The following is a 12,336-nucleotide window of genomic DNA, read 5'->3' on the forward strand; positions in this document are numbered from 1 at the left end:
CTGCTTCCATACTAAAAAAAACCAATAAGACCTCTTTAAATCAAGCTTTACTTTCTATTTAAAAAAGCCAAGCAACCCAGAATTTCACCCAATATAGAAAATAAAAATATACTCAGGCTCTGGGAAGAGCTCTTCTAAAAACCTCAGCAGGTTCCAGTAGGAATAGACCCACTCTCAAGAACCTGCCCATGAGATTTAATTTCAATTACTCTGACTCAAAGTAATGTTTCAAAAATTCATCAAAGTCAGTGGTATCTAATGCTTTCAGATGCTCCTGGTCTGCTCTTGACTCAGCAGCTATTCGTCCGAAATACTCCAGTCTTTCAGGCTGAATTTCCTGTTGACTGAAGTAGTGAGAATGTATTTCTGATTGCTTAAGCATCCAGTCGATATAACTGTCTCCACTGCTTTTCAGTGCCTGCAAAATTTTTGCTGATGGCGTACTTTCTGAATCCAGTAACTTCTCTCTTTGCTGCTCCAGAGACTCTGAGAACAGGCTCGAATCATTGGCTTGATCGAGCATTTCAGCAACCGGAACCATTTTGTCGATCAACCGAAGTCCCCAGTGAGTGAGAACGACCGGGCCTTGTTCATCATTTAACTCCAATCCCGGACGCCTTCCTTCTGAAACCGTTCGAGCAAAGTTTTCAGTCACTCTTTGGCATTCTTCATGATCAATTTCAGGGCTATCCATCAGTGCTACAAAGACCAGAAAAACATCCAGAAAAGCAGCATCAACCGATGACAAACCCAGAGGCTCCAGAGGATTGATGTCCATACAGCGCACTTCTACATACTCAACGCCATATTTCGATAATGCGGTCAGAGGCTTTTCACCCCGCTTGGCAATTCGCTTGGGCCGAATGTTGCTGTAATACTCATTTTCAATCTGGAGCAGATTGGTATTCAGCTGTAGATAACGATCCTGATTTTTGAGCCCAATCGCTTCATAAGGCTCATAAGGTGTTTTAATCGCTGCTGAAAGACTGGAGACGTACTCTCCCAATGTGTTGTAACAAATACTTAAAGAAGACTGCGCGTTATTGGTATAACCAAGATCACTCATTCTCAGTGAGGTTGCCCAAGGCATATAGAGCGTATCCTCATCGAGCTGGTCGAGAGTCTCGCTGGGCGCTTCCTGAGTAAAAAAGCTTTTACTCACCGCAGGAGACGCTCCGAATAAATACATCAGTAGCCAGGAATAACGGCGAAAATTTCTAATTAAGGCCAGGTAGGACTCTGACTGGAAATCTTCCAGCGAGTGATCCATTGACTCAGCATCAGACAGTAACTGCCAGAGCGACTCGGGCAATGAAAAGTTATAGTGAATTCCGGCAATAGTTTGCATGGCCTTACCATATCGATGAGCCAGACCTTCACGATAAATATACTTCATCTTGCCTGGATTGGAGTCACCGTAACGGGCAATAGGAATACTTTGCTCACCTTCCAGAAAAGCCGGCATACTGCCTGCCCAGAGCGCTTCACCGTCAAGGTTTCTACAGGTATAACTGTGCAGCTCTTCAAGAAACTTCATGACATCTTCTACCTTGCAATAAACCGGAGTAATGAACTCCAGCAAGGCTTCCGAGTAATCGGTCGTAATATAGGGATGCGTCAGAGTCTTGCCCAGCACTTCCGGATGAGAAAGCTGTGACAGGCGTGCGTCAGCCGATACCCGCAACCCTTCCCTTTCGATTCCGTGTCGTATACCACTGAACAGGTTTTGGTTGGACGACTGCTGAAGTAGTTGCAGACGACTCTCATACTGGCTAGTCAAAATACAATTCCAATCCAGGTGCGTTTTTTCGAGATAAACCTTTTGCTCTGTCGCCCTTCAAATTTGAGGGCAGTGAAAAGGCTTGTCTTCGCTCATGGCTGTTGTGTGAAATATCTGTAAGCGAGCAAAAAATGTTTGCAATCGCTAAAGGCTATAAACATGTCTTGAGGCGGACTATATAACGTTAGAATCTACCTTGCACCTATCGAGATAGATTCATTCTGAAAAGACTCTTTACAAATCAATGGTTCTTTATCCCATATCACCATCGGTGCAAATGAATTCAAACTATTCAGAAGACCTGCCTGAACATCAGCATTTCATTCTGACAATCACAGACCTCAAGCATCCCGAAGTCGTTTGAACTTTAGCGAACACTGCCGATGAAATCATTCACAAAGCTCACAAATACCCATTGCTCAAAAACCACTTAAAGGGAGCCCGGCCATTATGGAAAACACGCTTTTCTGTATGGTTTATACCAGCACAGCTTCTGAGCTTTTCGATGAAGATGCCTTGGAGAAACTACTCAGTGTGGCAAGAGAGAATAATAAAAAAACAGACCATCACAGGGATGCTGCTATACAGTGAGGGCGTTTTCATCCAGGCTCTGGAAGGAGAAAAACAGCAGGTTGCAGCACTTTATAAAGTCATTGCCAAAGACCCAAGACACTTCGGCGTCATCATGTTAAACCAGTCTTTTATTGAGACTCGTCAGTTTCCTGAATGGCAGATGGGATTTAAAAAAACCAGCCGAAAGAAACTGGCAGAAAGCAGTAGCTTCACAGACTTTCTGAGCCCGGATTTTGATACCCGGCTCTTGCAGAAACAACCTTCAATAACCATGAAATTGTTTCTGTCCTTTCGCAAAAACATATAAAAGAGGCTGCCCGCAAAGACAGCCTCTCGATCAGCTTACTTTCTCAGCTTTTTAGCATTGGCAAACAGATCAGCAAATGAGCCTCCGGCAGACTCTTTTTTACCCTGATTACTGCTTTTTTTACCGCCACGGTTCTGCTGTGGTTTTCCAGCACCAGAACGTTCCCCTCTGGGCTGCTGTCTTGCCTGAGCCACTTCTTCAGCTTTGTCACTCATACGCATTGAGAGACCAATACGCTTGCGCTGGACGTCTACTTCCATCACTTTTACCTTGACGATATCACCTGCCTTAACCACTTCAGCCGGATCTTTCACAAAGGTATTAGACAGGGCCGAAATATGCACCAGACCGTCCTGATGTACGCCGACATCAACAAAAGCACCAAAGTTGGTGACGTTGGTGACAACACCTTCCAGCTCCATGTTCAGCTTCAGGTCACTGATCTTAACAACACCTTCCTGAAATTCCGGAGCCTTGAATTCAGGTCTGGGATCTCGCCCTGGCTTATCCAGTTCTGAAATAATGTCAGTGACTGTTGGCAGTCCAAAGGTTTCATCTGTGAAACTTTTTGGATCCAGAGATCTGAGGAACAGAGAGTCGCCAATCAGGCCATGAACCGCACGCTCGGACTGGCTGGCAATTTTTTCCACGACAGGATAAGACTCCGGGTGAACTCCAGAAGCATCCAGAGGATTTGCACCATTCATGACACGAAGGAAGCCCGCTGCCTGTTCAAAAGCTTTAGGTCCAAAGCGATCCACTTTCATAAGTGTTTCACGATCTGAAAACACACCGTTCTGATCACGAAATGCAACAATGTTATCTGCCAGCGTTCTGTTCAAACCGGAAACACGAGTCAACAGGGCACTGGACGCGGTATTTACATCAACACCTACCGCGTTTACACAGTCTTCTACTACTGCTTCCAGAGAACGTGACAACTGAGTTTGGCTGACATCATGCTGATACTGACCTACACCAATCGCTTTTGGTTCAATCTTCACCAATTCAGCCAGTGGATCCTGAAGACGACGGGCAATAGATACCGCGCCTCGGATAGAAACATCGAGATTAGGGAATTCACGCGCCGCAAGCTCAGAGGCAGAATAAACCGATGCGCCGGCTTCACTGACGACAATTTTGGTCAGACCCAGTTTTGGATAAGCTCGCATGAGCTCAGCAACAAGACGATCGGTTTCACGGGACGCTGTACCATTACCAATACTGACCAGCTCTACACCGTGTGTCAGACAGAGCGTTGCCAGTGTTCCCAAAGATTCTTTCCATTGACGTTGAGGAGCATGTGGAAAAATAGTCGTATACTCTACCAGCTTCCCGGTACCATCAACCACCGCCACTTTCGTTCCCGTACGAAGACCCGGATCCAGTCCCAGAGTAGGACGCAGGCCTGCCGGTGCAGCCAAAAGAAGATCTTTCAGGTTTTTAGCAAAGACTTTGATCGCTTCTTCCTCTGCACTTTCACGTACACGAGTCATCAGATCAGTTTCCAGCTGGGTCAGGAGTTTGACTCTCCAGGTCCAGCGCACAACATCTTTAAGCCATTTGTCTGCAGCTCTTCCCTGATCAGAGATTTTCCAATGATCAGCAATCACTTTTTCGCAGGGGTGCGTTTCCAGACGAGATTCTGGCTCATTATCCAGACGGATATTGGATTGAAGAACACCCTCATTTCGACCACGGAAAATAGCCAGGGCACGATGAGAAGGTACCTGCCTGATGGGCTCATCATGCTCGAAATAATCTCTGAATTTCGCGCCTTCTTCTTCTTTGCCTTCTACACCATGACTGGAAAGAATACCCTCACCCCAGAGCATATCTCTGAGTTTACCCAGCAGCTCTGCGTCTTCACTGAACCTTTCCATCAGGATATACCGGGCACCTTCCAGTGCTGCTTTAATGTCAGCAACACCTTTTTCAGCATTCACAAAGTCTGCTGCAACAGCTTCCGGATCAGTGTCAGGCTCATTAAACAATCGATCAGCCAGCGGCTCCAGACCTGCTTCAATAGCAATCTGGCCCTTGGTGCGGCGCTTGGGCTTATAAGGAAGATAAAGATCTTCAAGGCGGGTTTTAGTGTCCGCAGCACGAATGTCCTTTTCCAGTTCAGGCGTCAGTTTTTCCTGCTCCCGAATGCTGTTCAGAACCGTATCACGACGCTCTTCCAGCTCACGAAGATACCTGAGACGCTCTTCAAGAGAACGCAGTTGGGTATCATCAAGAGCACCGGTAGCCTCTTTACGATAACGAGCTATAAAAGGGACTGTAGCGCCATCATCCAGCAGTGCAACTGCACTGGTGACCTGCGCCGGACGAACATTCAGCTCTTCGGCGATACGCTGAAAGATGATCTCCATAAAACCCACTCAATGTTAGATTTGAATTTATCGAATACGGTGCAAAAAATCACACCTGTGGAGCAGACTGGTAGGTGATTATATGAAAAACCTGAAAAACAGTACCTGCTCCCGGAAGTTGTGACCCTAAATATCCAGTCACTTCCCGAATCCAGAAGGCGAATTATAACGGATGGTACCGAGTTGTCTTGCGTTCTGTGCAGATAGCCTGCCTCTGCAATCATTCACTTCATCAAATCTGCCAGCTGCTGACGATACTGAGGACCATAATAGACACCACCTACTGGCACTTTTCCTCCAAGATGCTCAGACAGTTTATAAGCCCATTCAGACCCAAAGCCACCGTACAGCTAAATCATCTGAAAGCCTTCTGCCACCAGCTCTTCAGCCACTCTCAGAACCTGTTCTTTATGAGCCATATCAATGCCGACCGCTTTGAACTGACAATCCCCCTTTCCTGTTACCACAGTATTCTCCTGAGGTGAAAAATCGGGTGAAAGAAAAATAAATGCAAAAGAATGAAAATGCTTAATATTCGACCTTTTCTGAAGATAAAGCCAAACTAAGATGGCATTCTCGGCAACACTCTATACCCTTTGGATTTCAAGATGCTACCAGGCGACAAGTGAGCGAAGCCCTGTGAGCCTACAACTAGTTGGTGATCAGGGCTGGCAACAACGTAGCATCTTGAAAGGCGATGGGTATATAAAGATGGACGTTAATAGCGGGTTATGCATGACTAAAATAGCTTTTTTTCAGAATCGGAACGACTCCGTTTTCTACTGTTAGAAAACATCCAATGAACATGAAAATAAATCGAACAATACTTTTTATCCTGTCTCTGACCCTCACTGCTTCTTCCTGCTGGGCCTGGATAGCTGGCTTTAGCAGCGAAACATTAGTCACTCACCAGGATCTGGCCGACAAACAAACCCTCTACCTGGCAGGGTATGGAATATTGGGAAACCGTGAAGCCACGGGGATTCATGATGATGTGTCTGCACGCTCACTCTATCTGAGTGATAGCAATAACTCAGTCCTGATCATCAGTCTGGATGCCGTCGGATTTAGCCAGAAACTAGGCAAGCGGCTACGAAAAGCACTTTCCGAAGAGCTGGAAATACCGAGTAAAAATATCCTGCTCACCGCCACTCACACCCATAGCAGTATTGACTTACAAGGCCTCTGGGGCAGCCTGGAAGAAGAGCAGGCTAGCGTCATTACAAAAAGAATCGTGAAGTCTGGAAAATCAGCCGTTGCCAACGCCAGATCCGCAAAGTTGATGTTAGGATTATCCGATCAGGGAAAAGGGTATAACCGTCGTTTAAAAAGTAACGAGATCGTATCTCAAGTACTTTCTCTGAATATCACTGAAAAGAATGGCAACCCCATTGCGATGCTTTTTTCATTCGGTTCCCACCCTGTTGCTCTTGACGACAATAACCTTGAGATCACATCAGACTGGGTAGGCTTCTCTCGTGATCAAATAGAAAAAGAATTAGGAACCCGGGCTATTTTCATCAATGGCTCCCTGGGAGATGTAATGCCATCTCTTGATGGTAAACCCAGTAACAAACGCACTTTTGAGTTCGCAAAAGAGTACGGTGAAAGTATTGCCCGGGCTGTTATTCAGGCTGATAAGAACGCCCGGGAGCTGAACAGCCATTTGGCTTACTGTACAGAGTATATTCCTTTGGAAGTAGACAACCTCAAAATAATAACCCTGACCAAAACAGTAAGGAATGGCACCATCGACTGGTCTTCACTGACCGACACGTCATTAAACACAAGAACATCGGTGCTGATTCTTGACAGACTTGTGATAATGTCAGTGCCCGGCGAGCCCGTGACTCAAATGAGTCAGCAGTTGATGGCAAAAGCCCCCCTCTTTGATCGTGCACTGTTCAGCCTGACTCATGACAGTCTGGGTTACCTGATCCCTGAAGAGGATGTGGGTAGAAAAGACGGATACGAAGAAATGTTCAACCTTAACAGAAGCTTCGGAACTCACGTATCCAACTCCATAGATCGATTGCTCAATCAATGTCTGGGTAAACAACGAACAATAAGCACAAACTGACCACTGGAAGGAATTATGCCAGACATACAAAAACCGGAACGCCCTGCGGACGATGATTGCTGTGGGGGAGGCTGCTGCCCATGCGTTTGGGATTACTACCACGATCAGCTTGAACTCTGGCTGGAACAGGAAGGCAAGACACCTTTGGAAACCACTCAAAAGCAACAGGAAGAAAGTGACACCCTATACCGGTAAGCCGCTCAGAAAACACAGCAGGAAGTGTTGAAGACTCACAATTACAGCATCCAGCCGTTTACCGCACCAGTGTTTCAGAAATTGAAAGTTTCAGTGAATATGAAATAAGACGACAAAGGATATTGATCGAATGGCAGGAAATCTGAAAAAGACCAAAATAAAAAAACTGCCATACAACAGTGATCAACCATCCTTGTTACACGGCAGTTATTGCTTACATTAATCCAGCGAAGGGCCTGCGGCTATCAGCGCCTTACCTTCATCTGTATCCGTAAACTTGTTGAAGTTGGCAATAAAGCGATCAGCCAGATCACGTGCCTTACCACTCCATTCTTCTTTATCTTCGTAAGTATCCTGAGGATTCAGAATACCGTCTTCCACGCCTTCAACCTGAGTCGGAACGTGCAGACCAAAGTAAGGAACCGTAGCAGTTTCTGCTTCATCAATACTGCCATCAAGAATCGCATCAATGATGGCACGAGTCGCCTTGATGGAGATACGTTTGCCAGTACCATTCCAACCCGTGTTAACCAGATAGGCCGTTGCACCGTTGGCTTCCATCTTCTTAACCAGCTCTTCTGCGTACTTGGTTGGATGCAAGCTCAAGAATGCTGCGCCAAAGCAGGAAGAAAATGTTGGTGTTGGCTCAGTAACCCCACGCTCAGTACCCGCAAGCTTCGCTGTGAAACCAGACAGAAAGTGGTATTTGGTCTGCTCAGGCGTCAACTTGGATACCGGAGGCAGAACACCAAAAGCATCAGCTGTCAGAAAAATAACTTTCTTGGCATGACCTGCTTTTGAAACCGGCTTAACAATGTTTTCAATATGCTCAATCGGGTAGGAAACACGTGTATTCTCGGTTTTGGAACCATCGGCAAAATCGATAGAGCCATCTTCAAGAACCGTAACATTTTCCAGTAGTGCATCACGACGAATAGCGTTGTAGATGTCCGGCTCATTTTCCTTGCTCAGATTGATGGTCTTGGCATAACAACCGCCTTCAAAGTTGAAGACACCATCATCATCCCAGCCGTGCTCATCATCACCAATCAGAGCCCGCTTTGGATCTGCAGAAAGCGTTGTTTTACCTGTACCAGACAATCCGAAGAATACCGCAACATCACCCTCTTTCCCGACATTCGCAGAGCAGTGCATGGAAGCAATACCTTTCAGGGGCAGAAGGTAGTTCATAATAGAGAACATACCTTTCTTCATTTCGCCACCGTACCAGGTACCACCAATAATCTGCACACGCTCAGTCAGGTTAAAGGCTACGAAATTCTCGGAGTTCAGCCCCTGCTCTTTCCAGTTTGGATTAGTGCACTTCGCACCATTCATTACCACAAAGTCAGGCTCAAACCCTTTCAGCTCCGCCTCAGAAGGACGAATAAACATGTTCTTAACGAAATGAGCCTGCCAGGCAACCTCAGTAATAAAACGAACACTCAACCGGGTTTCTTCGTTGGCTCCACAAAAACCATCAACCACAAACAGTCGCTTGCCAGAAAGTTGTTGAGAAACGAGACCTTTCAGATCAGTCCAGACTTCCTGTGTGATCGCTTTGTTGTCATTCTTGCCCTGGTCAGACCACCACAGGGTATCGCGGGTAGTATCATCTTTTACGATGTACTTATCTTTGGGGGAACGGCCGGTAAAAATGCCTGTATCAACTGAAACAGCCCCCAGTCCGGTCACCACGCCTTTCTCATAACCTTCCAGCTCAGGACGTGTTTCCTCTTCAAATAGAAGCTCGTAGGACGGATTGTAAACAATTTCCGCTACATCTCTGATACCAAGGCTGGCCAGAGCTTCGTTGTTTAGCTCAATATCTGCGCTAACTTCTGCCATTTAGAGCTCTCCTAAGCTTCCAGAAAGTTATTATGTTTGTATTTGTGATTCTATGATAAGCGGTGTAGTGGCGCCTATGATAGGGGATATATTGGCCCAGATAAACGCATAAGTGGCCTATTTATCCGTAAAAGTTTGACTCCTGCCATGTCTCGCAGACTTTAATGCCAAACCACTGTCTGATTCTTAACAGTAGAAATCAAAAACAAAACAGAGCAAACATACTAAAACACAATGAAAAAGAAATTATCAGGTTGCAGAAGCGAGCAGATTGTCAGAGATCAATAGAAAGGGGATTTAGCGAGAGAGTCTACGGCCAGAAGCCTGTCGATATTATGCTCGAAAGCATAAGCCGACAGGTTCCTGGAGCTGTAGTGATTTTGTTTTATGGCTCAGTGCGTCTTGGGTTGATTACCCTGAAAAATCTCGGAGACATCCTGTGCAGTAAAAATATAGGTCTGACTACAAAACTGACAACCCATCTCGATTGTTCCGAGATCAGCCACCATAGATTCAGCTTCTTCCTGACCCAAGCTGGCCAGTATTTTAGCGCTGCGCGGGCGTGAACAGTTACAATTAAAAGCTACGGCTTCACGATCAAATACCCGAACTTCCTCTTCATGAAAGAGGCGAAGCAACAGAGATTCGTGCTCCAGCTCAAGCATCTCTGCTTCAGTCACGGTATCAGCCAGCATGGTCATACGACTCCATGATTCCTGGCGTTCAACTGCTTCTGTTTCAATACTTTCTGGCAGCGCCTGAAGCAGAATGCCAGCCCCCTGCACACCATTACTGGCTAGCCAGAAACGGGTGGACAGCTGCTCAGACTGCTTGAAGTATGCATTCAAACCTTCTGCCAGAGTTTCATGATGCAAAGGCACAATACCCTGATAACGGTTACCTTTGTGAGGATCAACAGTCAGCACCAATTGCCCTTGACCCAGAAGACCTGACAGACCTTTGGCAGCCAGCTTGTCCGTACTCTCTTCATCCCAGCGTGCCAAAGCACGGAATGTCTTCTGGTCGGTGCATTCCACCATTAACAGGGACAGAGGTCCATCACCCTTGGCCTGCAAACTCAGGATGCCTTCAAATTTCAAAGTCGAGCTGAGCAGAACTGCAGCAGCCACCAACTCACCCAGCAATGCCTTAACATTAACCGGATAATCATGTGCCGCCAGAGACTCGGTCAGGCTATCGCTTAAAGAGACAATCTCGCCACGGAGGTCGGCGTTCTCAAATATAAATCTCTGAGCACAGTCTTTCTGGCTCACGGCGTTTGAATCATCGTTCAAGGCGGTATTTTGTTTACTCATCAACGGCTCTACTATTTCTTTCGCTAATGCCTGCTCAGCTTCATAAGTAGAGAGCTGATGGCTTTTCCAGCCTGTGCTGCCAGGCTCTGCCAGAGGCCTGCGAACGGTGCCGGGTTCATGAAAACGGCAAGTATAGCGATTTTATGTCTTCATCTCATTTGTTGCTTTTACTGACCGATAATAAGGCAATGAGTTAAATAGCCATGAGCTAAGAAAAATATTTCACGTCACTTCCACCCATGAAGGATGACGTAGCAATATGCTTTTACGGTCAATTAATTCGGGAAAAAGTCATGTCAACAGGCGGCGGAAACATACCCCCTTCAGGAGCTCCGGGATCACATATTCCAGGTGTCACTTCGCCTCACCAACCTCCTCCCCCACCAGGCAAAGGAGGGATCACACCGCACACTGCATCCAATGCACTCCCGGGTGGCCAAAGCGCAGCACCAGACATTCCAATTGGCCAGCGAAACACTATACCTACAACAGCCACACCCCAGGTCAACTCAGCTAAAGTATTCGAGAATCAGTTTCATCAGGTACTGTCTTTTCAAGCTCAGTATGATTTCCTGAACTTCATCCCTAATCTTGAACAACGCCTTCAGGATCCTTCACAGTTCAAGGATGACCTGCCTTTTGAAATTGTTTATGTCAAAGATGGCAAGACGACATCCATTCTACCGCCAGACCCCGAAATGCCAGTCGAATCAGAAGAGGCTGGCAAGCTTAGAACTGCTCTGAGAGAAAAGCTGTCTGTTATTAATCAGAAGAATGGCCCTGAAGAAAGACAGGCACTTAGAGAGCAAATAGAAAGCGCCAGAGCTGAGTTAGGTCAACTGAGTAAAGCCATCCAAGAGGCTGGCGGAACGGTTCCTACTCCTCCTGTTCCACAAATCACTCTTGTGATCGATGAAAATCAGTTCACTGCCCGAACTCCTGCGAGAAAGTTTAACCCCAATGAAACACCCCGCAAACAAGGCAATGAGGGTCAGTTTCTGTTGATTCCAAAAACTCCCTCCAAACGAATGCCTCCTCCGGTTACCAAAAGGCCTGCTAATCCTTTACAGGAAGAAGGATCAAAGCCAACTGAAATACCATCACAACCTCACCCCTCTGCTCCTGGGCATCTAAAGCCTATAGAAACCCAGCTGCCAGTTAACAATAAAGGTCAATTCTCAGATGTTTACCTGTTAAAGGATTCTGAGGCTGAGTTTGGAAAAACGGGAAATATAGCCTCGGTGAATGCAGGTTCCACAGATCTGACGTTTGGCAAACAAGCCGCTGGAATTAATGCCCAGTTTGGAGCGTTCTTCACAGATCCTCAGCAAGCTGCCATAGCACAGGCACAGAGCGATTTTCTGACAGACTCCGCCGAGCAAGGCTACCTGGGGTTCGTAACGGCTGACGACAAGTTCACTGACAACACGCCTCTGGAAACGATATATGGCCACGTCAGTGGAGAACCTGATAATCAGGGCACTGTCCTCGTCAGCGTTTTCAGAGAGGGGCATTGTCCGGCAGGCATCAAGAAAAATCGTGCCATGGTTTATGTCATTCCTCCAGATGGAAAATCGGATCGCTATGACGATAAGGATGAATTTCTAAAAGATATAAAACTGACTGCCAAGAATCTTTTAGCTACTCAAAATAAATATAATCAGCATGCTGTTGAAAGAGGTCTACCTACACTACCTGTAGTACGCACCTGTGCCTTTGGTGGAGGCATTTACTGTCATCCAGACTCTGATCAAGAGGAAGTCGCCCAGGCTATTCGAGCTGGCATCAAAGACTACTTTGATGCAATCAATCCTGAAGAAAATACGATTAAAGAAGTTCAGTACGAACATGGCGTCTGAGAA

General features: G+C 46.4%; 8 protein-coding genes and 1 pseudogene. 4 read left to right on the plus strand and 5 right to left on the minus strand.

Going from position 1 to position 12,336, the window contains the following annotated elements; genetic code table 11:
• Nucleotides 1–205 precede the first annotated feature (205 nt).
• Nucleotides 206–1,780 carry a glutamate--cysteine ligase gene (gshA, locus tag GZ78_RS11480; protein ID WP_034835532.1) on the minus strand — a complete coding sequence of 525 codons (1,575 nt, stop codon included), beginning with the start codon at nt 1,778–1,780 and terminating at the stop codon, nt 206–208.
• 505 nt (nt 1,781–2,285) lie between these two features.
• Between gshA and GZ78_RS27415 the strand changes: the two genes are divergently transcribed.
• Nucleotides 2,286–2,660, plus strand: a complete 375-nt coding sequence (locus tag GZ78_RS27415; protein ID WP_081869800.1) for a BLUF domain-containing protein — start codon at nt 2,286–2,288, stop codon at nt 2,658–2,660.
• Between the two features lie 35 nt (nt 2,661–2,695).
• Here the strand turns inward: GZ78_RS27415 and GZ78_RS11490 are convergent, their stop codons facing one another.
• Both GZ78_RS11490 and GZ78_RS30280 read right to left on the minus strand, forming a co-directional pair.
• Entirely contained in the window at nt 2,696–5,035 is a 2,340-nt protein-coding gene (locus GZ78_RS11490; RefSeq protein ID WP_034835535.1) for a Tex family protein, read from the minus strand.
• Between the two features lie 224 nt (nt 5,036–5,259).
• Nucleotides 5,260–5,604, minus strand: a pseudogene (locus GZ78_RS30280) (DUF6506 family protein).
• 230 nt (nt 5,605–5,834) lie between these two features.
• Here GZ78_RS30280 and GZ78_RS11500 point away from each other — a divergent pair.
• Together GZ78_RS11500 and GZ78_RS11505 are read left to right on the plus strand one after the other, a co-directional pair.
• A complete protein-coding gene (locus GZ78_RS11500; protein WP_034835539.1) occupies nt 5,835–7,115 on the plus strand; it encodes a neutral/alkaline non-lysosomal ceramidase N-terminal domain-containing protein in 1,281 nt (426 codons plus the stop codon).
• Nucleotides 7,116–7,130: 15 nt separating this feature from the next.
• The gene (locus GZ78_RS11505) at nt 7,131–7,310 is read left to right on the plus strand and encodes an oxidoreductase-like domain-containing protein (protein WP_034835542.1); all 180 of its coding nucleotides are present in this window, start codon (nt 7,131–7,133) and stop codon (nt 7,308–7,310) included.
• Nucleotides 7,311–7,529: 219 nt separating this feature from the next.
• Here GZ78_RS11505 and pckA read toward each other — a convergent pair whose 3' ends face one another.
• Both pckA and hslO read right to left on the minus strand, forming a co-directional pair.
• Nucleotides 7,530–9,158 carry a phosphoenolpyruvate carboxykinase (ATP) gene (pckA, locus tag GZ78_RS11510; RefSeq protein WP_051786073.1) on the minus strand — a complete coding sequence of 543 codons (1,629 nt, stop codon included), beginning with the start codon at nt 9,156–9,158 and terminating at the stop codon, nt 7,530–7,532.
• A gap of 392 nt (nt 9,159–9,550) precedes the next feature.
• Nucleotides 9,551–10,474: an Hsp33 family molecular chaperone HslO gene (gene hslO / locus GZ78_RS11515; protein WP_081869801.1), complete on the minus strand. Its 924-nt coding sequence runs from the start codon at nt 10,472–10,474 to the stop codon at nt 9,551–9,553.
• A 293-nt stretch (nt 10,475–10,767) separates the two neighbouring features.
• On the opposite strand from hslO, the gene GZ78_RS11520 reads away from it, so the two are divergent.
• Nucleotides 10,768–12,333, plus strand: a complete 1,566-nt coding sequence (locus GZ78_RS11520; RefSeq protein WP_034835546.1) for a hypothetical protein — start codon at nt 10,768–10,770, stop codon at nt 12,331–12,333.
• Nucleotides 12,334–12,336 lie beyond the last annotated feature (3 nt).

Origin of the sequence: Endozoicomonas numazuensis, from assembly GCF_000722635.1 — a bacterium.
GTDB lineage: Bacteria > Pseudomonadota > Gammaproteobacteria > Pseudomonadales > Endozoicomonadaceae > Endozoicomonas_A > Endozoicomonas_A numazuensis.